23 protein-coding genes are annotated in these 22,332 nt (G+C 65.3%); 6 read left to right on the top strand and 17 right to left on the bottom strand.

What is annotated here, in order from left to right; all coding sequences use genetic code 11:
• The first annotated feature begins 189 nt into the window (after positions 1–189).
• Positions 190–891: an SDR family NAD(P)-dependent oxidoreductase gene (locus BRAGE_RS0142325; RefSeq protein WP_027562054.1), complete on the top strand. Its 702-nt coding sequence runs from the start codon at positions 190–192 to the stop codon at positions 889–891.
• Positions 892–1,005: 114 nt separating this feature from the next.
• Positions 1,006–1,836 (top strand): enoyl-CoA hydratase, encoded by an 831-nt coding sequence (locus tag BRAGE_RS0142320; protein WP_027562053.1) that lies wholly within the window; start codon positions 1,006–1,008, stop codon positions 1,834–1,836.
• A 199-nt stretch (positions 1,837–2,035) separates the two neighbouring features.
• Here BRAGE_RS0142320 and BRAGE_RS0142315 read toward each other — a convergent pair whose 3' ends face one another.
• Entirely contained in the window at positions 2,036–2,926 is an 891-nt protein-coding gene (locus BRAGE_RS0142315; RefSeq protein ID WP_027562052.1) for a LysR family transcriptional regulator, read from the bottom strand.
• 119 nt (positions 2,927–3,045) lie between these two features.
• Between BRAGE_RS0142315 and BRAGE_RS0142310 the strand changes: the two genes are divergently transcribed.
• Positions 3,046–3,876 (top strand): oxidoreductase, encoded by an 831-nt coding sequence (locus BRAGE_RS0142310; RefSeq protein WP_027562051.1) that lies wholly within the window; start codon positions 3,046–3,048, stop codon positions 3,874–3,876.
• Between the two features lie 64 nt (positions 3,877–3,940).
• Here the strand turns inward: BRAGE_RS0142310 and BRAGE_RS0142305 are convergent, their stop codons facing one another.
• Positions 3,941–4,564 (bottom strand): GNAT family N-acetyltransferase, encoded by a 624-nt coding sequence (locus tag BRAGE_RS0142305; RefSeq protein WP_027562050.1) that lies wholly within the window; start codon positions 4,562–4,564, stop codon positions 3,941–3,943.
• A gap of 78 nt (positions 4,565–4,642) precedes the next feature.
• Positions 4,643–4,846: a DUF1127 domain-containing protein gene (locus BRAGE_RS0142300; RefSeq protein WP_027562049.1), complete on the bottom strand. Its 204-nt coding sequence runs from the start codon at positions 4,844–4,846 to the stop codon at positions 4,643–4,645.
• Positions 4,847–4,956: 110 nt separating this feature from the next.
• Here BRAGE_RS0142300 and BRAGE_RS0142295 point away from each other — a divergent pair, with 110 nt between their 5' ends.
• Positions 4,957–5,853 (top strand): transcriptional regulator GcvA, encoded by an 897-nt coding sequence (locus BRAGE_RS0142295; protein ID WP_027562048.1) that lies wholly within the window; start codon positions 4,957–4,959, stop codon positions 5,851–5,853.
• 144 nt (positions 5,854–5,997) lie between these two features.
• Positions 5,998–7,323, top strand: coding sequence for an MFS transporter (locus BRAGE_RS0142290; protein ID WP_027562047.1), 1,326 nt, complete (start codon positions 5,998–6,000; stop codon positions 7,321–7,323).
• A 163-nt stretch (positions 7,324–7,486) separates the two neighbouring features.
• Here BRAGE_RS0142290 and BRAGE_RS0142285 read toward each other — a convergent pair whose 3' ends face one another.
• The 3 genes from BRAGE_RS0142285 to BRAGE_RS0142275 are packed head-to-tail and all read right to left on the bottom strand — an operon-like array spanning position 7,487 to position 10,093.
• Positions 7,487–7,900 (bottom strand): Rieske (2Fe-2S) protein, encoded by a 414-nt coding sequence (locus tag BRAGE_RS0142285; RefSeq protein ID WP_027562046.1) that lies wholly within the window; start codon positions 7,898–7,900, stop codon positions 7,487–7,489.
• The gene (locus BRAGE_RS0142280) at positions 7,900–9,009 is read right to left on the bottom strand and encodes an amidohydrolase family protein (RefSeq protein ID WP_027562045.1); all 1,110 of its coding nucleotides are present in this window, start codon (positions 9,007–9,009) and stop codon (positions 7,900–7,902) included. Before BRAGE_RS0142280 ends, BRAGE_RS0142285 begins: the two co-directional genes overlap by 1 nt.
• A 25-nt stretch (positions 9,010–9,034) precedes the next feature.
• Positions 9,035–10,093, bottom strand: coding sequence for an amidohydrolase family protein (locus tag BRAGE_RS0142275; protein WP_027562044.1), 1,059 nt, complete (start codon positions 10,091–10,093; stop codon positions 9,035–9,037).
• Positions 10,094–10,235: 142 nt separating this feature from the next.
• Between BRAGE_RS0142275 and BRAGE_RS0142270 the strand changes: the two genes are divergently transcribed.
• Positions 10,236–10,718, top strand: a complete 483-nt coding sequence (locus BRAGE_RS0142270; protein ID WP_027562043.1) for a CinA family protein — start codon at positions 10,236–10,238, stop codon at positions 10,716–10,718.
• Positions 10,719–10,915: 197 nt separating this feature from the next.
• Here the strand turns inward: BRAGE_RS0142270 and BRAGE_RS0142265 are convergent, their stop codons facing one another.
• From BRAGE_RS0142265 to BRAGE_RS0142215, 11 genes are all read right to left on the bottom strand, one after another.
• Entirely contained in the window at positions 10,916–11,191 is a 276-nt protein-coding gene (locus tag BRAGE_RS0142265; RefSeq protein WP_027562042.1) for a DUF1488 family protein, read from the bottom strand.
• Between the two features lie 104 nt (positions 11,192–11,295).
• Positions 11,296–11,901, bottom strand: coding sequence for a tetratricopeptide repeat protein (locus tag BRAGE_RS0142260; RefSeq protein WP_027562041.1), 606 nt, complete (start codon positions 11,899–11,901; stop codon positions 11,296–11,298).
• Positions 11,902–12,027: 126 nt separating this feature from the next.
• Entirely contained in the window at positions 12,028–13,497 is a 1,470-nt protein-coding gene (locus BRAGE_RS0142255; protein WP_027562040.1) for an AMP nucleosidase, read from the bottom strand.
• Between the two features lie 212 nt (positions 13,498–13,709).
• Positions 13,710–15,044: an HlyD family type I secretion periplasmic adaptor subunit gene (locus BRAGE_RS0142250; RefSeq protein WP_027562039.1), complete on the bottom strand. Its 1,335-nt coding sequence runs from the start codon at positions 15,042–15,044 to the stop codon at positions 13,710–13,712.
• Positions 15,041–16,786 (bottom strand): type I secretion system permease/ATPase, encoded by a 1,746-nt coding sequence (locus BRAGE_RS0142245; RefSeq protein ID WP_027562038.1) that lies wholly within the window; start codon positions 16,784–16,786, stop codon positions 15,041–15,043. Before BRAGE_RS0142245 ends, BRAGE_RS0142250 begins: the two co-directional genes overlap by 4 nt.
• Positions 16,787–17,035: 249 nt before the next feature.
• Entirely contained in the window at positions 17,036–17,305 is a 270-nt protein-coding gene (locus tag BRAGE_RS0142240; protein ID WP_027562037.1) for a GlsB/YeaQ/YmgE family stress response membrane protein, read from the bottom strand.
• Positions 17,306–17,790: 485 nt separating this feature from the next.
• The gene (locus BRAGE_RS0142235) at positions 17,791–18,762 is read right to left on the bottom strand and encodes an ABC transporter ATP-binding protein (RefSeq protein ID WP_027562036.1); all 972 of its coding nucleotides are present in this window, start codon (positions 18,760–18,762) and stop codon (positions 17,791–17,793) included.
• Positions 18,759–20,174, bottom strand: a complete 1,416-nt coding sequence (locus BRAGE_RS0142230; RefSeq protein ID WP_027562035.1) for an Asp-tRNA(Asn)/Glu-tRNA(Gln) amidotransferase GatCAB subunit A — start codon at positions 20,172–20,174, stop codon at positions 18,759–18,761. The genes BRAGE_RS0142235 and BRAGE_RS0142230 overlap by 4 nt, the downstream gene beginning before the upstream one ends.
• Complete coding sequence (locus tag BRAGE_RS0142225; RefSeq protein ID WP_027562034.1) at positions 20,171–20,368, bottom strand: hypothetical protein; 198 nt, start codon at positions 20,366–20,368, stop codon at positions 20,171–20,173. The genes BRAGE_RS0142230 and BRAGE_RS0142225 overlap by 4 nt, the downstream gene beginning before the upstream one ends.
• Positions 20,365–21,426 (bottom strand): ABC transporter ATP-binding protein, encoded by a 1,062-nt coding sequence (locus BRAGE_RS0142220; RefSeq protein WP_027562033.1) that lies wholly within the window; start codon positions 21,424–21,426, stop codon positions 20,365–20,367. Before BRAGE_RS0142220 ends, BRAGE_RS0142225 begins: the two co-directional genes overlap by 4 nt.
• Before the next feature lie 2 nt (positions 21,427–21,428).
• Positions 21,429–22,331, bottom strand: a complete 903-nt coding sequence (locus BRAGE_RS0142215; protein WP_027562032.1) for an ABC transporter permease — start codon at positions 22,329–22,331, stop codon at positions 21,429–21,431.
• Position 22,332: the final 1 nt, after the last annotated feature.

The raw sequence follows: 22,332 nt of genomic DNA, 5'->3' as shown, positions 1-22,332 counted from the left end.
CTTATCGCTTGCCGCTTTGGATGATGTCGATCATGCTCCCATCGCAAAGGCGGATAAAGCCGCAAAATGTCAGGGAGGCATGATCGCCGTGAAGGAGCAATTCGCTCTGCGGAATTGTGATTGACCCGGCTGGTTGTCCGCGTGGACCATGCATAGATCAGCGGCACCCCGTCTCCGAGAGATCAACCCATGGAACATCCGAAATACAAGATCGCCCTCATCGTCGGTGCCGGCGAAGGCTTGAGCGCCTCTCTGGCGCGCCTGCTCTCCGCGCAAGGCATTCGCGTCGCGCTGGCCGCGCGCAAGGTCGAGAAGCTGGGCGCGCTTTGCACCGAGACCGGCGCGAAGGCCTATGCCTGCAACGCGACCGAGCCCGACGAGGTCGAGCGCCTGTTTGGCCTCGTCGAACGCGAGATCGGCACGCCCGACCTCGTCGTCTACAATGCCTCTGGCCGCTCGCGCGGTCCGTTCGTCGACCTCGTGCCGGCCGAGGTCGCGAACGCGATCGCGGTCAGCGCCTATGGCGGCTTCCTGGTGGCGCAGCAGGCGGCAAAACGCATGCTGCCGAACAAGCACGGCGCGATCCTGTTCACGGGCGCGTCCGCCAGCGTCAAGGGCTATGCGCAGTCGGCGCCGTTCGCGATGGGCAAGTTCGCGCTGCGCGGCCTCGCGCAGAGCATGGCGCGCGAATTGTCGCCGCAGGGCATCCACATCGCGCATTTCGTCATCGACGGCGGCATCAGGAGTGCAGCGCACGCCGAGCCGGCCGACAAGCCGGATTCGCTGCTCGATCCCGATGCGATCGCGGAGAGCTATTGGAGCGTGCTGCAGCAACCGCGCAGCGCCTGGAGCTGGGAGATCGAGCTGCGGCCCTGGGTGGAGAAGTTTTGAAGAAGCTGCCGTAGGGTGGGCAAAGGCGCATAGCGCCGTGCCCACGATCTCGAACTTAAGAACCAATGGTGGGCACGCTGCGCTTTGCCCACCCTACGAGAGCAGGGAGGAACAATGAGCAGCGAAACCACCATCGACACCGGCACCAATGAACTCCTCTGCGTCATCCGCGACCGCGTCGCCGTAATCACGCTGAACCGGCCGGATGCGCGCAATTCGCTGTCGGACACGCTGACGCCGGCGCTGCGCACGATGATCCGGACCTGTGGCGAAAGCCCTGACGTCGGCGCGCTGCTGCTCACCGGCGCGGGCGAGGCGTTCTGCGCCGGCGGCAACGTCAAGGGCATGGGCGCGCATCGCGATCCGAAGAAGCTCGAAATGTCGTTCGACGACAAGGTTGCCGATCTCCAGGAGCGGCAGCGGCTGCTCACCGGTGCGCTGGTGTCGGTGCGCAAGCCGACCATCGCCGCCCTGCCCGGCCCCGCGGTCGGCGCCGGGCTCGCCATCGCCATGGCCTGCGACCTCCGCATCGCCGCGGAATCGGCCTTCGTCGCCACCGGCTATGCGCGCGTTGCGCTGTCAGGCGATTACGGCATCGCCTGGCTGCTCACGCGCCTCGTCGGCACCGCGCGGGCGCGCGAATTGATGTTCACCGGCGACCGCGTCGATGCCGCGCGCGCCGAGACAATCGGCCTCGTCAACCGCGTCGTGCCCGACGACAAGCTGCAGGCCGAAGCTTTCGCGCTGGCCAAATCGCTCGCCGAAGGCCCGCGCCTCGCGCTGCGCTACATGAAGGATAATCTCGACGAAGCCCTGCTGTTCGACTTCGAGACCGCCAGGGATCACGAGGCCGAACGGCTGATCCGCCTGACCACGACCGCCGATCACAAGGAGGCGGTGCAGGCCTTCATCGAGAAGCGGAAAGCGGTGTTCACGGGGAAGTAGGCAGCACTCAACATCTTTGACCCGTCACCCTGAGGTGGCCGCTTCTTCAGCGGCCCTCGAAGGGCGACGGCCCGGCTGTGGCTGCGAGTGACGTGTCACGAGCAGCCGGGCCGTTCATCCTTCGAGGCTCTCCGCGCGCCGCGCTGCGTCGCGCGTCTCGCACCTCAGGATGACGGGATTGCAAGTCGTGACATCCGGGCTACTTCGCGGGCACCCGCGCAAAATCCACGAAAGCCCGTAGCGCGGCCGGCAATTGGCGACGGCTGGGGTAGTACAGGAAGAAGCCGGGATAGGCCGGGCACCAGTCGGCGAGCACGCGCACCAGCTTGCGCTTGGCCAGCAGCCCTTCGACCTGCTGCTCGAAGACGTAGGCGAGGCCGATGCCATCGAGCGCGGCATCGACCATCAGGTCCTGGTCGTTCATCGTGAGCGGGCCGGTCACGTCGATGGCGAGCTCGATGCCGCCGCGCTCGAACTCCCAGTGATAGAGGGCACCTGACGTGAAGCGGTAGCGGATACAGGGCAGGCCCTTCAGGTCGTGCGGCGTGCTTGGCGCCTTGCGCGATTTGAAGAAGGCGGGCGCGCCGACAACCGCAAAACGGTGCCGCGGGCCGATCGGCACCGGGATCATGTCGGCGGCAATGGTCTCACCAAAACGCACGCCGGCATCGAAGCCGGCCGCGACCATGTCGATCAGGGCATCGTTGATGACGATCTCGACGCTGACGTCGGGGAATTCATTCAGGAAGCGCGTCACGATCGGCAGCAGCACGAGCTGCGCCGACTGGCGCGCGGCGGTAAAGCGCAGCGTCCCGGCGGGCTTGCCGCGGAAATTGTTGAGGTCTTCCAGCGCGTCGTCGATATCGCGGAAGGCCGGCGTGATGCGGGCGAACAGGCGCTCGCCGGCCTCAGTGAGCGCGACGCTGCGGGTGGTGCGGTTGACCAGCCGCAGGCCGAGGCGCTCCTCGATATTGCGCAAGCCGTGCGACAGCGCCGATGGCGTGACGCCGAGCTCGGTCGCCGCCGCGCGAAAACTGCGGTGGCGGGCGATGGCGAGGAAGGTCGCGAGGTCGGACGGGTCGATCCGCATTAATGAATTTTTCTCAACAGATTACCAAATATATAGCGGATTATCTCAGCTATGGCGAGCCGCTACACCTTGCCCATCGGCTTCGGCAATCGCCGGGCCCAAATGGAAAGGGCAACACCATGCGCGTCTGGTTCATCACAGGAGCATCCCGCGGATTTGGCGCGTTGATCGCAGAAGCAGCCTTGAAGGCCGGCGATGCCGTGGTCGCGACCGCCCGCGATCCGTCGACCGTCACCGCCCGGCTCGGCAGCCACGAGCGGCTGCTCGCGACCCGGCTCGACGTCACCAGCGAGGCCGAGGCGCATGAGGCCGCCGGCCAGGCCGTGAAGAAGTTCGGCCGCATCGACATCCTCGTCAACAATGCCGGCTACGGCCTGCTCGGCGCGATCGAGGAAGCCAGCGACGCGGAAACGCAAAAGCTGTTCGGCACGAACGTGTTCGGCCTGCTCGGCGTCACCCGCGCGGTGCTGCCGCATATGCGCCGCCAGCGCTCGGGCCACGTCATCAACATCTCGTCGGTCGGCGGCTACGCCGGCTATCCCGGCTGGGGCGTCTATGGCGCGACCAAGTTCGCGGTCGAAGGCATCAGCGAAGCGCTGGCGGGCGAAGTCGCACCGCTCGGCATCAAGGTCACCGTGGTCGAGCCGGGCTTCTTCCGCACCGACTTCCTCCACGACAGCTCGCTGTCGCGCACCGCGCAGGTGATCGACGATTATCACGAGAGCGTCGGCAGGACCCGCGCGCATGCGGCCGACGTCAATGGCGGCCAGCGCGGCGACCCGCGCAAGCTGGCGCAGGCCTTCCTGAAGCTGGTCGATGCGAAGAACCCGCCGCTGCGGCTGCCGCTCGGCAGCGACACCGTGGAGCGGATCGAGGCCAAGAACACTTTCGTGGCGCGGGAGCTGGCGGGATGGCGCTCGGTCGCGACCTCGACCGATTTCACCGAATGACGGCGCTGCGTAAGGACAAAAAAATGCCCGGCGCTGGCTTGGCCAGGCCGGGCTCGGAGTGGTGTCAGGCCGAGGCTGAGGGGCTATCGGCCTGACGGGAAAGGGCGGCGAGGCGCCAGCTCGCGCAGGGAATGTCCTTCGGCGCGACGTTGATCTCCTTGTCGAAGCGCACCAGCTTCCAGTCGTCGGGATGGTTGACGAAGGCGAAGCCGGATTTGCGCGCGAGCGCGATCATGCTCTCGTTGGAGCGCAGCGTGTCGCCGAACATGCGCTCGGCCCCGAGTGCGGCAGCACGGCATTCGAGATTCTTCATCAATGCGGTGGCGATGCCGTGGCCCTGCCACCGATCGTCCACCGACAGGCCGAACTCGAGCGTCGAGGTCTCGGTATGGAAGGCGTAGCGGGCCTCGGCGACAATGGTCTCGAAACCGTCGACCATCTTGGTCGCGACCACGGTGAATCGTTCGCGCGCTCCAACGTCGAGGAATTCGCTCAGCAAGCCCTTCGGCAATTCGCTGATCGCGCCGAAGAAGCGGTTGTAGCGGGAGCGGGTCGTGAGCGAACGGAAATAGTGCTGAAGCTCCTCGGTGTCGCGCGGCTCAACGAAGCGAACGTTGACCACCTCGCCGTTGCGCGTGCGCAGCGTGTCCGAATATTGCTTCAGGTCTTCCAGGCGAAGGGTGCTCATGACACATGCCCCCAAAGGGACCAAAGGCGAAAGGGACCGCCGGCGCCCCTGATCAGGCGGCGCCGGCCCGGCGGCCAATCAGGCCCGCCAGAAGGGTTTCTCAGCCTCGTAGGCAATATCGGACCACGACAGCCCGACATCGTGAAGGTCGCGGGCGGTCCAGTTGGTAAGCTCGCGCCGGGTCCGGTAGCGCTCGTGCCAGACGTGCAGCGTCTCGCCGATCTGCTGGATCAGGCCGGGTGCATGATGATTTGTCATCGAATTGTGGGTCAACGTGGACATGTTCAGCTCCTTGAGCTAACTTGACCGCTAATATCTGCCTCCCGGTGCGCTGCGACAAACGACAATTTGTACCTTTTCGCATGAAATAACGTCATGCATCCTGCTGCCAGATGACTGCCAGATTGCCCTCGCTGAACGGATTGCGGGCCTTCGAGGCCGCCGCGCGCCATCTCAGCTTCACGCTGGCGGCGTCGGAGCTGAACGTGACCCAGACCGCGATCAGCCATCAGATCCGCAGGCTCGAGGAGGAGCTCGGCATCCGCCTGTTCATCCGGCAGAACCGCGCGCTGGCGCTGACGCCGGAGGCCCGCGACTACCTGCCGGGCGTCCGCGCCGCCTTCAACGACCTGCGCCTCGCCACCGACCGCCTGCTGCGCAAGGACGACGACAAGGTGCTGACGGTCTCGACGCTGGCCTCGCTCGCCGCCAAATGGTTGCTGCCGCGGCTGACCGATTTCCAGGAGCAGCACCCTGGCATCGACGTCCGGATCACGACATCGACGAGCCTCGTCGACTTCCAGCGCGACAATGTCGATGCCGCGATCCGCTATGGCCGCGGCCAATGGCCGGGCCTGCGCGCGGACTGGCTGATGGCGGACGAGCTGTTTCCGGTGTGCAGCCCATCACTGCTGCGCGGCGACCGGGCGCTGCACGTGGTTGAGGATCTCAAGGACCATGTGCTGCTCCACACCACCAACAACACCGACGACTGGCGGCTATGGCTGACGGCGGCAGGCCTGCCGACCAACATTTCGCAGCAGCCCGGCCTCACCTTCGACATGACCTTCATGACCGTGCAGGCGGCGATCGACGGCATGGGCGTGGCGATGGGGCGAACCAGCTACGTCCAGGATGACATTGCCAAGGGTCGGCTCGTGGTGCCGTTCAGGATTGCGCTGCCGGCCGATGCCGGCTTCTACCTGGTCTCGCCGCTGGGCCGGCGCGAGGCACCGAAGCTCGCCGCCTTTCGCCAATGGCTGGTCGCTGCAACGCAAAATAAGGCCTGAAAAATCATCGGCTTCCGCGGCAAATTCAATTGACTCGCAGCGCCCCGCGCGGGAAGGGGTAAGACAGATTGTCGCAGCATCAATCTGTCGCCTTGCCGTGAAATGAGTTCCGGTCCGGCCACCGTCTTGAAGGGGAGCAACGCCATGGCTGGACCAGCAACCAACCCGCCCGCAATCAAGTCGCGCATCGGCGCGATCCTGCGCGCCACTAGCGGCAATTTCCTCGAGCAGTTCGACTTCTTCCTGTTCGGCTTCTATGCCGCTGCGATCGGCAAGGCGTTCTTCCCCTCGACCAACGAGACCGCCTCGCTGCTCAACACATTTGGCGTGTTCTGGCTCGGCGCCTTGATGCGGCCCGTCGGCGCCATCGTGCTGGGGGCCTACATCGACCGCATCGGCCGCCGTCAGGGCCTGATCGTCACGCTCGGCATCATGGCCATCGGCACCGTCGTGATCGCGTTCTGCCCGAGCTATGCGACCATCGGCATCGCGGCACCTGTCATCGTGCTGATCGGTCGCCTATTGCAGGGCTTTTCCGCCGGCGTCGAGCTCGGCGGCGTGTCGGTGTATCTCGCGGAGATCTCGACCCCAGGCAATCGCGGCTTCTACACTTCGTTCCAGTCGTCGAGCCAGCAGGTCGCGATCTTCGTCGCCTCGATCCTCGGCTACATCCTCTCCGAGCTGATGCCGGCCGATACCGTCGCGTCCTGGGGCTGGCGCATTCCCTTCTTCGTCGGCTGCCTGATCATTCCCTTGATCTTCTTCCTGCGGCGGACGCTGGAAGAGACGCCGGCGTTCCTCGCGATGAAGAAGCACCCGACCGCGAGCGAGGTGTTCGCCTCCGCGCTCGCCAATTGGCGCATCGTCATCCTCGGCATGATGATCGCGATCCTGACCACGACGACGTTCTATTTCGTCACCGTCTACACGCCGACCTTCGGCAAGACCGTGCTGAAGCTGTCGACGCAGGATGCGCTGCTGGTGACGCTGCTCGTCGCCGTCACCAACTTCATCTGGAATCCGGTCGGCGGCGCATTGTCCGACCGCATCGGCCGCAAGCCAGTGCTGCTCGCCATCGCGAGCCTCTCGCTCCTCACCGCCTATCCGGCGCTGAGCTGGCTGGTGGCCGCGCCGACCTTCGGCAAGTTGCTCGCGGTCGAGATGATGTTCTCGTTCTATTTCGGCATGTACAGCGGCACCATGCTCGGCGCGCTGGTCGAGATCGTGCCGGCGCATGTGCGCACCACCTGCTTCTCGCTGGCCTTCGCGCTCGCCGCCGCGCTGTTTGGCACCTTCACACCGTTCGCCTCGACCTGGCTGATCGAGCAGACCGGCAACAAGGCCGCGCCGGGCGCCTGGCTGATGTTCGCGGCTGTGCTCGGCATCATCGCCGCGCTGATCGTCTATCGCGGCGGCGGCAAGACGGTGCCGACATATGATCCGGTGGTGGAGCCGGTTGCGGGGCATTGATGGTCTGTCTTCACCTCTCCCCGCTTGCGGGGAGAGGTCGGATCGCTCTTGCGATCCGGGTGAGGGGGTACAGGTCTCTCGACGACCGCACGTGTGGAGGGAAGCCCCTCCCCCCAACCCTCTCCCCGTAGAACGGGGCGAGGGGGCGCACCGTCGGTGCCGCTTACAGCTCCACCACCACGTAGTCGCTCTCGACCTTCACCGGAATCGTCTCGGCGACATACGGCCCCTTCACCACGCTCGCGCCGGGCTCGACATGGGTCGGATACGCTTTCACGCGGAAGCGGCGGGGGTCGCAATAGGACTGGCCGGTGCGGATATCGAACTCCCAGCCGTGCCAGGGGCAGCGGATGATCTCGCCGAGCTTGGTATATTCGATCTCGCCGGGATTGCTCGACTGCGCGAGGCCGATCAGCGGACCCTCGCACAGCGCCGCGCCCTGATGCGGGCACCGGTTCATCAGGCCGAAATATTCGCCCTTGATGTTGAAGACCGCGATCGGCCGGCCGTCGATCTCCAGAAATTTTCGTGTGCCGGGCGGAAGCTCATCGACCGCGGCGATCACATGCCGCGCCATCAATTAATCCCGTACAACTTCTTGGCATTGCCGAGATAGAACGCCTCGCGGTTGGCTTCGCTCACGCCCGCCGGCAAGACGCGCGACGGCTCGTCATAATCCCAATGCGGATAGTCAGTCGCGAACAAGAGCCGGTCCCAACCGATCCATTTGATGACATCGAACAGATCCTCGCGCCGCTCCGGATCCTCCATCGGCTGCGTCGTCCACCACACCTGCTCGCGGATATATTCGGACGGCGGCCGCTTCACATGCGGCACCTCACTGCGCAGCCGCTGCCAGGCCTTGTCGAGCCGCCACGCCAGCGACGGCGCCCAGCCGAAGCCGGCCTCGATCATCACCATCTTCAGCTTGGGGAAGCGTTCGAACACGCCTTCCAGCACGAGGCTCGCCAGCGCCGATTGCTGGCACTGCGAGTGCCCCACCATCTCCTCGATGTAATAGGACGGCCAGCCCGACGGCGTGATCGGGTTGCCGCCGAAGCCGAAGGCGTGCACGCCGACAGGAAGGCCGGCCTCTTCCGCGGCCTGGTAGATCGGCCAATAGCGGCGCTGGCCGAGCGGCTCGACGTTGCGACTGAGTAAGAGAACCTGCACGAAATTCTTGTCGCCGGCACGCTCGCGGATTTCCGCGGCGGCCGACAGGCCGTCCTCATTGCCGACGACGATCGACGCCTTCAGTCGCTTGTCCTTGCTGGTCCATTTGTCGATCTGCCAGTCGTTGATCGCCGAGCACAGCGCGGCCGAAAGCTCGTGATTGCGGATGCCCTGCCCGGTGTTGAGCGGATTGAGCACGCCCAGCTGCACATTGTTGGGATCGAGCAATTGCTCCTGCATGAAGGAGAGCGAGGAGCCCTGCGGCCCGCCTTCCGGCGGATAGGCATCGCGGCGCGAGGCGTTGGGCTGGGCTTTCGGATAGGGCGGGCCTTCCATCATGCCCTGATAGGCATGGACGCCATAGATTTCGAGATGATGCTGCCAGCGTTTGGCGAGATACGGGTAAAGCTCGGTGCGGGTGGCGCGGGCCGGATGGATGTCGCAATCCGCGATCGCGGCTTTCGTCGTCAGGGGGGAAGCGGCTTCTTGGTTCTCGCGGAACTGGATATTCATCGCCTTGCCTCCTTTGGCAGCGGGCTCACGTCAGGCGGGGATAGGTTGCATGTGGATTGTCGATCATGATCTTGCGCACGAGATCGGGGGACAGACCCTCGGGCAGCGCGTCCTGGCCGTCGAACTGCCAGTGCGGATAGTCCGTGGAGAATAGGACCAATTCGCCGGACTGCATATGATCAAACAGGCGAATTAATGTCTCAGGCTCCGGCGGCGCATCAAAAGGCTGTAAAGAGAAGCGGATGTTGCTGCGCACAATCTCCAGCGGCGCGCGATCGACCCAGGGCGTCTCCATCCGCACCCCGCGCCAGAACTTGTGCAGGCGCCAGAGATAAGGCGCGATCCAGGAGACGCCGGATTCCAGCATCACCATTTTCAGCCGCGGATACTTTGCGAACACGCCCTCGACGATCAGGCTGGTGAGCTGGGTCTGGAACGCCTGGGCCTGACCGACATAATCCTCGATGTGATAGGAACCCCAGCCGACCGAAGTCGGCGGATTGTGATAGGCGGAACCGGCATGGATGCCGACGGCAAGCTCCAGCCGTTCCGCGGCCTCGTAGATCGGCCACAGCGCGCGCTTGCCGAGCGGGGTGTCGCCCATCACGAGCATCAGCACCTGTACGAAGCGCTTATCGGGCGCGCAGCGCTCGATCTCGGCGACTGATTTCTCGACGCTCTGCGTCGGGATCACGATCGAGCCGCGCAGCCGCGAATCGCGATCGAGCCACTCCTTGACGAGCCAGTCGTTCAGCGCGCGGCAGAAGGCGGCCTGCATGTCCTCGGAAAACACCATCTGCACGCCGTAAAGCGGATTGCAGATGGCAAGCTTGAGCTGGAAGGGATCGAGCACATGGCGCTGCATGTCCTCGAGGCTTTCGCCCGGCTTGCCAGTCTCGGGACGCCAGTCAGGGCGCGCCACGATCGGCGAGTTCTTTGGGTAGGATTGCGAGACGAGATCGACCATGCCGCGCGTCGTCACCTGATCGCGCCAATAGTCGCTCAGGTACGGCAGTAGGCTGGTCAGATGCGGCACGGCTGGATGCACATCACAATCCACCCCGCCGGCGATCAGGGACGTCATGACGTCTCCTTCGCGTTTCCTCGTCTTGTCTTGCTCTGTCCACCATTCAAGCAGGCCTGCCCGTCGCCCGCAACTCGGCCAAGGCTTCTGTCATATGCTAGGAAGGCTGGGCTCAATTGCGAAGGCATAAGGGGTCAAAGGGATGAAAGAGCTCGTCGGCATTGCGGAACAGGTCGCGGCCAAACTGATCGCGCGCAAACAGACCATTGCTGTCGCCGAATCCTCCGCCGGCGGCCTGATCGCGGCCAGCCTGCTCGCGGTGCCCGGCGCCTCCGCCTATTTCCTCGGTGGCGCCGTGGTCTATACCCGCGATGCCAGGCGCGTGCTGATGGATATTTCGGACGAAGGAATGAAGGGCTTTCGTTCCTCATCGGAGCCTTACGCGAAACTGCTCGCCGAACGGATGCGCAGCCGCTTCAATTCCGACTGGGGCCTCTCCGAGACCGGCGCAGCCGGCCCCACCGGCAACCGCTACGGCGATGCCGCCGGCCACAGCTGCATGGCGGTCGCAGGGCCCACGGCTGAGGTGATGACGCTGGAGACAGGTGGCAACGACCGGTTCGCCAACATGCAGGTGTTCGCGGCGACGGCGCTGAGGTTGTTGTTGAGGAAGCTGGAGGAGTGAGGCTGCTGTGCTGGCAGCAAATCACGCTCCACGTACCGTCATCCTGAGGTGCTCCCCTTGCATCGCAAGGAGAGCCTCGAAGGACGACGGCCCCGCTGCATCTCGGCCGTTCATCCTTCGAGGCTCTCCACGCGGCGCGTTGCGCCACGTGTCTCGCACCTCAGGATGACGGAGAGGCATTTTTGCTCGCGGTGACATCACCTCCCCAAATGCCGCATGAAAATCCGCACCACATAGCCCTGCACCCGCGGCGCCTCGTCATAAATGTCCGAGGCGATGCGCTCGATGGTCTCGCGCAGCGACAGGAACTGCGCCTGGCGCGCGCTGCTTTCGGTGCCTTGCATGCCCGCGAGCTCGTCCATTGCGGCATCAGAGATCTGGCACTGCACGACCTCGTCATCACGCATCATCGTGAAGCGAAAGGCCAGCCGTTCGAGATCATGGCCGATGATTTTGTCGCGCATCAGTGGCATCAAGTCGTCCCGGTCGCGCCCCGCGCCGGACAATGCTGAAATTTTGACGACTTGTCACCATGCCTGGAGCGGGTTGCGCTTCGCAGCCAACCCACTCCGCGCGTTCAGTACACGAGTGCCGTGCCGGTCGGCTTCTCCAGCGCCGCAGCCAGGGATTTGTACTCCTCGCAAACCGTCCCGCAAATGGCGGCAATCCGGCTCAGATGATACATCGCCTGCTCGCGATTGCCCTGCTCGAGCTGCCAGAGTCCATAATACTGCCAGGTCAGCACGTGGTTCGGATCAGCCTTGAGCGCGCGCTGGTACCAGACCTGCGACTGCTCGTAATCGCCGAGCTTGCGATAGGAGTAGCCGATGAGGTTGGCGACGTTCGGATGGTCGTCATGGCCGAGCGACTTCAATTGCGCGATCGCGGCGGCATAGTCGTTGCGCTCGTAGATCGTGTCATAGGCGACGCGATAGCCGGCCGCGAATGCGGGATCGCCGATGCTGGACTGGTTGTTCGGCTTCTTGCCCTTCTGCGTCGCCCTGCTGCCCGGGCGCTTCGGATAGGTCGGTTGCGGTTTCTGAGCCGAATAGGCGCCGGCATAGGGATCGGTGCCACCGCCGCCTCCACCACCCCCGCCCCCGCCGGCGGCCAGCGCCGGCGCGTTCAACACGGCTGCCGCAAACGTACCCAGCGCGACGAGCCTGATCATGGTCGTGAGCATCTCGGTCTCCTCTCCTGTCCTGTTTCGAGCGGCCCCGGACGAAGTGATAACCCTGTCGTGGCGGCGATATTCCAGGACGCTGTGCTCACGGAGACGTCAGCGTTCGTACGGCAGGTCTGTTGTCCTTTACTGGAACGCGACTTCGGCGAAGCTGCGGAGTTTTCGCGAGTGCAGCCGCTCGGATTCCTGCTGCTTCAGCCGCTCCAGCGCCTTCAGGCCGATCTCGAGATGCTGGCCGACGCGACGGCGGTAGAATTCGCTGGCCATGCCGGCGAGCTTGATCTCGCCATGCAGCGGCTTGTCGGAGACGCAGAGCAGCGTGCCGTAGGGAACGCGGAAGCGATAGCCGTTGGCAGCGATCGCGGCCGATTCCATGTCGAGCGCCACCGCGCGCGATTGCGACATACGGCGGATCACGGCGGGCCCGGAGATCTCCCAATTGCGGTTATCGACACTCGCTACTGTGCCGGTGCGCATCAAGCGCTTGAGCTCGAACCCCTCAAGCCCGGTGACATCCTCGACGGCTTGTTCGAGTGCGACCTGCATCTCGGCCAGCGCCGGGATCGGCACCCAGAGCGGCAGCTCGCGGTCGAGCACATGGTCCTCACGCACATAACCATGCGCGAGCACGTAGTCACCGAGACGCTGCGTGTTGCGCAGGCCCGCGCAATGGCCGAGCATCAGCCAGGCGTGCGGCCGCAGCACCGCGACATGGTCGGTGACGTTGCGCGCGTTGGACGGGCCGGTGCCGATGTTGATCAGACTGATGCCGCGATAGCCCGGCGTGACAAGATGGAAGGCAGGCATCTGCGGCGCGCGCACGGGCGCCGTCCCGCTGGTCGCGCCGCCATTCTGCATGATCACATTGCCGGGCGCGACGAAGGAGTCGAGGCCAGCCTCACCCGACTGAAGCCGCTGCTGGCAGAGCTGCGCGAAGGCATCGACATAGAACTGGTAGTTGGTGAAAATGACAAAGTTCTGGAAATGCTCGGGATCGGTGCCGGTGTAGTGATAGAGCCGGCGCAGCGAGTAATCGACGCGCGCCGCGCGGAACAGCGACAGCGGCTCGGGCGCACCAGGCTGGAGCTCGAAGGTGCCGTCAGCGATGGAATCGTCCATAGTGGCGAGATCGGGCACGTCGAACGCATCGCGCAGCGATCGCGTGACGGTGGAATTCTCGCTGGTGGTAATGGCGGCTTCAATATTGATGTCGCGGCGATAGGCGAAATGGATCGGGATCGGCTCGGCGGATTCGCCGATCTCGACGGGCACGCCGTGGTTTTGGATCAGAAGGCCGATCTGCTCGATCAGGTACGCGCGAAACAGGTCCGGCCGCGTCACGCTGGTCTCGTGCACGCCGGGTCCGGCGACGAAGCCGTAAGCGAGACGCGAATCCAGCCGCGCATGCGTCGCGGTGGTGACGCGGACGAAGGGATAATAGGCCCGCACCCGTGTCGTGACGGCTTCGCCATTGACGTAAGCCTCGAACCGGTCGCGCAGGAATTTTGTGTTGCGCTCGTAGATCTCCTCGAGCCGGGCGACGGCGAGGCTGGCGTCGGTGAAGGATTTTGCGGCGATGGAGGGGGGAGATTGCATTGGTCGACCGCCGGGCTATTTGCGCTTGAGTCGAACTATAGCAAAGAAGGCGGTGCCGTAGGGTGGGCAAAGCGAAGCGTGCCCACGTCTTTCTATCGAAACGTGAAAGGTGGTGGGCACGGCGCGTTGCGCCTTTGCCCACGGGACCGTGGGTGCCGCCCGAGATCCCGGATGCGCGCCAAGCGCGCTCCGGGATGACGCGCTGTCGCGCGTCACTTCTCGCGGAAGGCCCGCATCAGCTGGTCGTGCAGCGGCTTCATCAGGTAGGACAGCATGGTGCGGTCGCCGGTCTGGACGAAGGCTTCGACGGGCATGCCGGGGATCAGCTTGACGTCGCCGAGGCGGGCGACCTCTTCGGCCGGCATCGAGACTCGGATGGTGTAGTAGCTCTGGCCGGTGCGCTGGTCGGTGGTGACGTCGGGCGAGACGCGGCTGACGACGCCGTTGAGCTCGGGCGTGGTGCGCTGGTTGAAGGCGGACAGGCGCAGCAGCGTCTTTTGGCCGATCTGGAGCTTGTCGATGTCGACCGGATTGACCTTGGCCTCGACCTGGAGATCGTCGGCCTGCGGCACGATCAGCATCAGGGTGTCGCCTGCGGTGACGACGCCGCCGACGGTATGCACTGTCGATTGCAGCACCATGCCGTCCTGCGGCGCGCGGATGTCGACGCGGCGGAGCTGGTCCTCGGCGGCGACCTTACGCTCGATCAATTCGCCGATCTTGTCGTTGGTCTCGCGCAAATCCTTGGAGACCTCACTCACCATGTCCTTGTCGACCTGGATGATCTGAAGCTCGGTCTCGGTGATCTTGCCCTTGGCCTGCGCCCGCGAAGCGATGTATTGCGCGCGCTCGCCGTTGAGGCGGGCGCTGTCGCGCTCGAGCGTGGTCAGGCGCGAGATCTGCACCAGGCGCTTCTCGTAGAGATCGCGCACGCCGGTGAGCTCCTGCTGCACCAGGACGATTTCCTTGTCCTTGGCTTTCTCCTGCGCCTGGAGGCCCTCGATCTCCTCGTTGAGCTGCAGGACGCGCTCGCGGAGCTGCGCCTTCTGGCCGGCGCGACCGTTGACGCGGACGTCGAACAGCTTGGTCTCGGCGGAGAGCAGCGCCTTGACGTCGGGATCGTCGGCGCGATCGAGCAACGATTGCGGGAACTCGATCTTGTCGATGCCGCGCTGCTCGGCCTGCAGTCGCGCCGTGCGTGCCTGTGCGGCGTCGAGATTCTTGGTGACGATGGCAAGGTTCGCCTTGGTCACGGTGTCATCGAGCCGCACCACGATGTCGCCGGCCTTGACCACGTCGCCGTCGCGGGCGCGCAACTCGCCGACCACGCCGCCGGTCGGGTGCTGCACCTTCTTGACGTTGGATTCGACCACGATCTGACCGGGCGCGATCAGCGCGCCCGAGATCAGCACGGTGGATGCCCAGCCGCCGAGGCCGAGGACGAGCACCAGCACGATGCTGAGCCCGAGGATCAGGTGGAATCTGATCGACTGCCGCACGGTCTTCGTCGCAGCGGGCTTTGGCCCGCCAATGGCCATCGTGCTCATGCCTTGGCTCCGCCTTCGCTGACGACCTTGATCGGTGCCGTCGGCACCGCCCGCGGCTGGAGCACCTGCGCAAGCACCTGCTCCTTCGGGCCGAAGGCCTGCATGCGGCCGTCGCGCAGCACCAGAATCTGGTCGACCGCCTCGACGCCGATCGGGCGGTGCGCCACCACGATGACGATGGCGCCGCGCTCACGCGCGGAGCGGATGGCGCGGGTCAGTGCCTCGTCGCCTTCGGTGTCGAGGTTGGAGTTGGGCTCATCGAGCACGACCAGGAACGGATTGCCGTAGAGCGCGCGCGCCAGCGCCACGCGCTGCGCCTGGCCAGCAGAGAGCGCAGTGCCCTGCTCGCCGACCTGGGTGTTGTAGCCCTCGCGCATCTTGATGATCATCTCGTGCACGCCGGCCTCCTTGGCCGCGGCGATGATGGCGTCGGACGTCGCCTCGGGATCGAAGCGGCAGATGTTCTGCGCGATGGTGCCGCCGAACAGCTCGACGTCCTGCGGCAGATAGCCGATGTGGCGGCCGAGCGCGTCGGACGACCATTGGTCAAGCGCTGCGCCGTCGAGCCGCACCTTGCCGCGCACCGGCTGCCAGACGCCGACCAGCGCGCGGATCAGCGAGGATTTGCCGGAGCCGCTCGGCCCGATCACGCCGAGGCCGTTGCCGGCCTGGAGTGCGAAGGTGACGTCCTGCACGATCAGGCGCTGGTCGCCTGGCGGCACCATGGCGACGCCTTCGACGGACAGGCGGCTGGTGGGCGCCTGCAGCTGGGTCGGCATCGCCTGCGCCGGCATCTGCTCCAGGAGGCGCGTGAGGCGCTGCCAGCTCTGGCGCGCCGCGACGAAGGATTTCCAGTGCGCAATGGCAAGATCGACCGGCGCCAACGCGCGGGCGGACAGGATCGAGCCGGCGATGATGATGCCGGCGGTCGCCTCCTGGTGGATGACGAGATAGGCGCCGACCGCGAGCACGGCCGATTGCAGCATCATGCGCAGCACCTTGGCGACCGCGCCGAGGCCGCCGGCGACGTCGCTCGCGCGCTGATTGCCGGCGAGATATTTTTCGTTGGCCTCGCTCCAGCGCGCGTTCATGCGGCCAGCCATGCCCATCGACACCATGACTTCGGCGTTGCGGCGGCTGGCGGCGGCGAGATCATTGCGCTGCGCGGCAAGGCCCATCGCCTCCTTCGCCGGCTGGCGGGACAGGAATTCGGTGACCAGCGTCAACCCGACCAGGATGATGGCACCTACCAGGGCGGTGACGCCGATCATGACATGGAAGGCGAAGCAGATGGCGAGGTAGAGCGGCAGCCAGGGCAGATCGAAGAATGCGCTCGGGCCCATGCTGCCGAGGAAGGAGCGGACATTGTCTAGGTCGCGCAGCGGCTGCAGGCCCTCGTTGCGGCTGCCGACCAGCAGCGGCAGGCGCACGATGGTGTCGAACACGCGCTTGTTGAGGGCGTCGTCCAGCGCGGTGCCGACCCGCCCGAGGATGCGGTTGCGGATCATGTCGAGCACGCCCTGCGCCATGTAGAGGAAGCTGGCGAGGATGATCAGGCCGACCAGGGTCGGGATGCTGCGGCTCGGCAGCACCCGGTCATAGACCTCCAGCATGAAGATCGACCCGGTCAGATAGAGCAGGTTGATCATGCAGCTCATCAAGCCGACGCCGACGAACGCCGTGCGACACGCGCGCAAGGCGTCACCGAGCTCTGAACGGCGGACGCCAGGTACGGCTGCCATCAATCTGATCTCTTTCGGGTAAGGGGCAAAGCCCCTGATTTCACAGGTTCAGGCGTACTCGACCGGGATTAACATCGTCTTCTCCCTGTTGAGCGCAGTCGAATAAATCCAGGACCCCGATGGGCCACATCTACCCCTGATGGGCCCGCGCGCAAGTCCGGTATTTCACAGGCTTTGCGGCTTTTTATAGCAGACGTTTCCGCCTCTCCCCAGTGCGGAGAGAGGCGGAAGGTTCCGAACAGGGGGCGGCTAGAACCTACCGCCGCCGCGCACCAGACGGACCACCAGCAGCAGGATCACCGCGCCGATGGCGGAATAGACGATCTCTGACACGAGGCCCGTCCCGAGACGAATGCCGAGCTTGGGAAACAGGAAGCTCGCCACCAGCGCGCCGGCGATGCCGACCACGATGTCGCCGATGATGCCGAACCCGGTTCCGCGCACCACCTTGCCGGCGAGCCAGCCGGCCACCAGGCCGACCAACAGGATGACAAGCAGGCCTTCGTTGGAAATGTGCATCAGTTAAGTCCCTCTCCGTGAACGGCCCGCATGGAACGGGAACCGGGATGAATGGGGTGTGAATGCTGTTCCCCACGCCCGGTTGCGGCTGCGAAAACAAAAAGTGTCGAAAACAACCCCATGCACAGTAGGAGCTGCGCTGGCGGTCGGTGCCGGGTGGAGTGTGACAACTGCGTGTTGTCGTGGAGGAATTTAGAGGAAGCGCGCGGTTCGACAGTGAGGGGCGCGGTGCACTCACTTTCCCGTCCCGTTTTCCCGCACATTTGCGAAGTGAGGGACGCACTTGTCTCTCATTCCCTCCCCCCTTGCGGTGGAGGGGCAGGGAGAGGGGTGGCCACACGGGGACTCTCTCCGTGGCGCCGCTCCGCTCACCGCCGACAACGAATGCCTTTTGCTGGGCTACCCCTCTCCCCCGCCCTCCCCCGCAAGGGGGGGAGGGAGCGCAGCGTGGGGCGGGGATGGACTTCGGCTGGACAACAAACGAATTACGTCGCGACCGCCTCCGCCAGCACGCACCGCGCCGCCCGGCCCGGGCCGACCTCGACATTCGCAGGCAGCCGCTCCAGGCAGCGCGGCTCGGCGAGCTTGCAGCGGGGGGCGAAGGAGCAGTTGTGGGGTTTTTCCGCCAGTGACGGCGGGGTGCCGGGGATGGTTTCGAGCCGCTGCCCTCGCCTGGCGCCGTGGATGGTGGAGGCGAGCAGGCCCTTGGCATAGGGGTGCACCGGGCTGCGGACGATGTCGCGCAGAGTCCCCTGCTCCACGATCTGGCCGGCATACATCACCGCGACGCGGTCGCAGATCTCGATGGCGACGCCGATATCGTGGGTGACGAAGATCACGGACATGCCGAACTCGCGCTGCAGTTCGCGCAAGAGCAACAATATCTGGATCTGCACGGTGGCATCGAGCGCCGTGGTCGGCTCGTCCGCGAGCAAGATCTTGGGCCGGCAGGCGAGCGCGAGCGCGATCATGGCGCGCTGGCGCATGCCGCCGGACATCTCGTGCGGATAGGCGTCGAGCCGGCGTTTTGCCGAGGGAATGCGGACGACCTCGAGCATTTCGAGCGCACGCGCGCGCCCCTCTGCAAAGCTCTTGCCTTCATGGCGCACGACGCTTTCGGCGATCTGAGCGCCGATGGTGTAGACCGGATCGAGCGCCAGTGCCGGCTCCTGGAAGATCATCGAGACGGTCTGGCCACGGAACGACGACAGCTGCTCGTCATTCATGGCAAGCACGTCGCGCCCCATGACGTTCACCGTGCCAGTGATCTGCGTGCGCTTCTTCGGCAATAGCCGCATCAAGGCGCGCAGGGTCACGCTCTTGCCCGAACCGGATTCGCCGAGCAGGCCCAGCACCTCACTGTTGCCAAGCGAGAGATTGAGATCGTTCACGGCATAGACCGTGCGCTCGCCGGTGAAGCGGATGTTGAGGCCCGAGATCTCGACGAGGTTTGTCATGACGGCAGTTTCGGCAATCGATCGTGATAGTCGGTGACGCGCTGGAACGCGGCGCCGATGGTGAGCAGGGTCGCTTCATCGAAGGAGCGGCCGATCAGCTGCATGCCGATCGGAAGACCGCTTTTGGCGAAGCCCGAAGGCACGGTGAGCGACGGCAGGCCCAGGAAGTTCACCGGACGGGTGAACAGCGTCAGGCGCTGCAACAGCGCCGGCGCATTGGGGCCGCCGCCGACATCGCTCTCCTCGATCGTCGGCGCCGGGATCGGGGAAGCCGGTGCGATGATCGCATCGACGCCCGATGTCGCCGCGTTGTGCGCGGCCAGCGCCGGACCGCGCCAGCGCATCGCTTCGAGATAGGTGATGGCGGGAACGGCGAGCCCGTTCTGAAGCCGCATCAGGACCTGCGTGCCGTAGTCCTGCGGGCGCTCGATCATCCATCGCTTGTGGAAAGCCGCCGCTTCCGCCGCGAGCACGAGCTGGCTCGCCGCCGACAATTGCCGCTGATCCGGCAGCTCGACCTTGACGATGTCGGCGCCCTCGCGCTTGAGCACCGCAATGGTCTCGTCCAGCACACGCGCGACCTCGCTGTCGAGATCGTCGACATAGAACGATGCGGGCACACCGATCTTGAGGCCCTTCAGCGAGCCCTTGGTTGCGCCGACATAGTCCGACTGCGGCTCGTGGCTGCAGGTGGAATCCGCGGGGTCCGCGCCGGCCATCAGCGCCAGCAGCAGCGCGCAATCTTCCGCAGTGCGGGCAAGCGGGCCGACGGTGTCGAGCGATTGCGACAGCGGCATCGCGCCGGCGCGGCTGACGCGGCCGACGGTGGTCTTGAGGCCGGTAACGCCGCAGAAATGCGCGGGCATGCGGATCGAGCCGCCGGTGTCGGAGCCGAGCGCCGCATAGGTCAGGCGTGCCGCGACCGCCGAGCCTGAGCCGGAGGAGGAGCCGCCGGTGATATGCGCGACGTTCCAGGGATTGCGCACCGGGCCGTAATGGGCGTTGTGGCCGGTCGGGCCATAGGCGAACTCGGCAAGGTGCAGCGTGCCGAGGCGGACCTGCCCCGCATCCTTCAGCCGCTGCAAGGCGGTGGAGGTGACAGTCGGAACGAAGTCGCGGCGGATCAGTGAGCCGCAGGTCGCGACATGGCCGGCGTCGTAATACATGTCCTTGTGCGCGAGCGGCACGCCGTGCAGCGAACCGCGGACATTGCCCTTGGCAAGCTCTGCGTCGGCGGCCTCGGCCGCCTTCAATGCGGATTCCGCTTCAACCGACATGAAGGCGTTGAGATGCGGCTGCCACTGCGCGATGCGATGCAACAGCGCGCGCGTCACCTCATGCGAGGACACCTGCTTCATCGCGATCGCTCGCGCGACCTCGGTGAGCGTCATCAAGGCAGGCTCGGTGCTCATTTCGACACCTTCTGCGTCTGCGCGATCGGATAGAGCGCGGGCTCGAGGTCGAACGGCAACGTGCCGGCGATGGTCTCAAAGCCCTCGAAGGCAGGCCCGATGGAATTGGAGATCCGCGTTGCGATCTCGTCATCTACGGGGATGCCCGCAATCTGCGCGATCGGCTTGATCTCTTTCGGTGTCGGTCTTGTCATGCTGTTTCCTCTGCGGGCGCGCGGCTATGGCCTGAACCCGGTATCGCCATGTAGCACGCGGCCTCGTGGCCCATTCTATCCAGCGCGGTGAGCTTTGGTGTCGCATTTGCGCAGAGCGGCTCCGCAAACGGACAACGGGTGTGAAAGCGGCAGCCCGAAGGCGGATCGATCGGATTGGGCGGATCGCCCGTGATCGGTGGCTTTTCGGTGCGACGGTCCGGGTCTGAAGAGGGCATCGCGGCAAGCAGCGCGCGCGTGTAGGGATGCGCGGGACTATCCCAGACCTGATCGACCGGGCCGAGCTCGACGACCTCGCCGAGATACATCACCAGCACGCGGTCGGAGATGTAGCGGACGACGTTGAGGTCGTGGCTGATGAAGAGATAGGTCAGGCCGAACTCGCGCTTGAGATCGGCGAGCAGATTGAGCACCTGCGCCTCGACGGACTTGTCGAGAGCGGAGACGGCCTCATCCAGGATCACCAGCCGCGGCGACAGCGCCAGCGCACGGGCGATGTTGACCCGCTGGCGCTGGCCGCCCGAGATCTCGTGGGGATAGCGGTTGGCGAAGTTTTCGGGGCGCAAGCCGACCTTGCCAAGCAGCTCGCGCGCCAGGGTTCGCGCCGCGCCGTCGGCCATGCCGTGCACCTTGGGGCCGAACGCGATGGATTCCTCGATGGTGAGACGCGGATTGAGCGAGGCATAGGAATCCTGGAACACCATCTGCATACCGCGGCGCAGTTCGCGCAGGCTCAGCGATTGGCCGACGGTCATGCCGTCATAGATGATGTCGCCGGTATCGCGCGGCATCAGATGCATCAACAGCCGCGCGGTGGTTGACTTGCCGCAACCGGACTCGCCGACGATGCCGACGGTCTCGCCCTTGGCGACGGCGAACGAGACGTTGTCGACGGCGCGCACGGTGCGCTTTGCTGCAAACAGCCCGCCGCGCACGGGGAAATGCTTGGTCAGGCCGTTGACCTGAAGCAGCGGCTGCGCGACGCCGCCACGGTCTTCGACCGGCTCGAGCATTTCGACGGATGTGTTGCTCTCGCTCATGGCTAGTTCCTGATGTCCATGGCGCTGCGCAGGCCGTCCGAGAGCAGGTTGAAGCAGATCGAGACCGCGAAGATCATCGCGCCCGGCAATGCCGCAACCCACGGGTTGACGTAGATCGCGGTGCGCAGCGTGTTCAGCATCAGGCCCCATTCCGGCTCCGGCGGCTTGGTGCCGAGGCCGAGGAAGGAGAGACCGGCCGCTAGGATCATCGAAACAGAGATGAGACTGGTCGCATAGACGAAGATCGCGCCGAGCACGTTGCCGAGGATGTGCACGCGCATGATGGTGAAGGCGCCGGCGCCGGAGGCGCGTGCGGCCTCGACGAAATCCATGTTGCGCACGCCTGTCGTGACGCTTTCGGCGACGCGGGTGATCTGCGGCACGAACACGATGGTGAGCGCGACGATGGAGTTGAGGATGCCGGCGCCCAGCGCGCCGGAGATCGCGATGGCCAGCAGCACCGAGGGGAAAGCGTAGAACACGTCGACCGTGCGCATGATCGCGGTGTTGAGCTTGCCGCCGACATAGCCGGCAATGATGCCGAGCGAGGTGCCGAAGCAGAACGCGAGGATCACCGGCAGGATGCCGATCACCAGCGACAGCCGCCCGCCATAGATCAGCCGCGCCAGCATGTCGCGTCCGAGCTCGTCGGTGCCGAGCGGATAGCCAACGGTGCCGATGTGGCGGAGGCGGCGGATCATCGAGCCCTTGTAGGGGTCTTCGAGGCCGAGCCATGGCGCGAGAATCGCGGAGAGGAAGATCAGCAGCAGCACCAGCGCGCAGGCCATGCTGACCTTGTCGCGCATGATGCGGCGGCCGACGGTCGCCCAATAACCGCGCGCCTTGGTCGCGGGCGCGGCCTGCAGCGCGGCATCGGCGGTGGCGGACAACGGAACCTCGCTCATC

Origin of the sequence: Bradyrhizobium genosp. SA-4 str. CB756, assembly GCF_000473125.1 — a bacterium.
Taxonomy (GTDB): Bacteria; Pseudomonadota; Alphaproteobacteria; order Rhizobiales; family Xanthobacteraceae; genus Bradyrhizobium; species Bradyrhizobium arachidis.
The sequence above is the reverse complement of the archived record's forward strand: the minus strand, read 5'-3'. Positions and strand labels throughout refer to the sequence as shown.

Bases quoted from the DNA above. Each gene is read 5' to 3' on its own strand.
- BRAGE_RS0142285 (WP_027562046.1), bottom strand. From the start codon at position 7,900: ATGGCGCGGCATGTGATCGCCGCGGTCGATGAGCTTCCGCCCGGCACA.
- BRAGE_RS0142325 (WP_027562054.1), top strand. From the start codon at position 190: ATGGAACATCCGAAATACAAGATCGCCCTCATCGTCGGTGCCGGCGAA.
- BRAGE_RS0142270 (WP_027562043.1), top strand. From the start codon at position 10,236: ATGAAAGAGCTCGTCGGCATTGCGGAACAGGTCGCGGCCAAACTGATC.
- BRAGE_RS0142280 (WP_027562045.1), bottom strand. From the start codon at position 9,009: ATGAATATCCAGTTCCGCGAGAACCAAGAAGCCGCTTCCCCCCTGACG.
- BRAGE_RS0142225 (WP_027562034.1), bottom strand. From the start codon at position 20,368: ATGACAAGACCGACACCGAAAGAGATCAAGCCGATCGCGCAGATTGCG.
- BRAGE_RS0142320 (WP_027562053.1), top strand. From the start codon at position 1,006: ATGAGCAGCGAAACCACCATCGACACCGGCACCAATGAACTCCTCTGC.
- BRAGE_RS0142230 (WP_027562035.1), bottom strand. From the start codon at position 20,174: ATGAGCACCGAGCCTGCCTTGATGACGCTCACCGAGGTCGCGCGAGCG.
- BRAGE_RS0142300 (WP_027562049.1), bottom strand. From the start codon at position 4,846: ATGTCCACGTTGACCCACAATTCGATGACAAATCATCATGCACCCGGC.
- BRAGE_RS0142305 (WP_027562050.1), bottom strand. From the start codon at position 4,564: ATGAGCACCCTTCGCCTGGAAGACCTGAAGCAATATTCGGACACGCTG.
- BRAGE_RS0142240 (WP_027562037.1), bottom strand. From the start codon at position 17,305: ATGCACATTTCCAACGAAGGCCTGCTTGTCATCCTGTTGGTCGGCCTG.
- BRAGE_RS0142295 (WP_027562048.1), top strand. From the start codon at position 4,957: ATGACTGCCAGATTGCCCTCGCTGAACGGATTGCGGGCCTTCGAGGCC.
- BRAGE_RS0142260 (WP_027562041.1), bottom strand. From the start codon at position 11,901: ATGCTCACGACCATGATCAGGCTCGTCGCGCTGGGTACGTTTGCGGCA.
- BRAGE_RS0142290 (WP_027562047.1), top strand. From the start codon at position 5,998: ATGGCTGGACCAGCAACCAACCCGCCCGCAATCAAGTCGCGCATCGGC.
- BRAGE_RS0142275 (WP_027562044.1), bottom strand. From the start codon at position 10,093: ATGACGTCCCTGATCGCCGGCGGGGTGGATTGTGATGTGCATCCAGCC.
- BRAGE_RS0142315 (WP_027562052.1), bottom strand. From the start codon at position 2,926: ATGCGGATCGACCCGTCCGACCTCGCGACCTTCCTCGCCATCGCCCGC.
- BRAGE_RS0142220 (WP_027562033.1), bottom strand. From the start codon at position 21,426: ATGAGCGAGAGCAACACATCCGTCGAAATGCTCGAGCCGGTCGAAGAC.
- BRAGE_RS0142310 (WP_027562051.1), top strand. From the start codon at position 3,046: ATGCGCGTCTGGTTCATCACAGGAGCATCCCGCGGATTTGGCGCGTTG.
- BRAGE_RS0142245 (WP_027562038.1), bottom strand. From the start codon at position 16,786: ATGGCAGCCGTACCTGGCGTCCGCCGTTCAGAGCTCGGTGACGCCTTG.
- BRAGE_RS0142255 (WP_027562040.1), bottom strand. From the start codon at position 13,497: ATGCAATCTCCCCCCTCCATCGCCGCAAAATCCTTCACCGACGCCAGC.
- BRAGE_RS0142235 (WP_027562036.1), bottom strand. From the start codon at position 18,762: ATGACAAACCTCGTCGAGATCTCGGGCCTCAACATCCGCTTCACCGGC.
- BRAGE_RS0142215 (WP_027562032.1), bottom strand. From the start codon at position 22,331: ATGAGCGAGGTTCCGTTGTCCGCCACCGCCGATGCCGCGCTGCAGGCC.
- BRAGE_RS0142250 (WP_027562039.1), bottom strand. From the start codon at position 15,044: ATGAGCACGATGGCCATTGGCGGGCCAAAGCCCGCTGCGACGAAGACC.
- BRAGE_RS0142265 (WP_027562042.1), bottom strand. From the start codon at position 11,191: ATGCCACTGATGCGCGACAAAATCATCGGCCATGATCTCGAACGGCTG.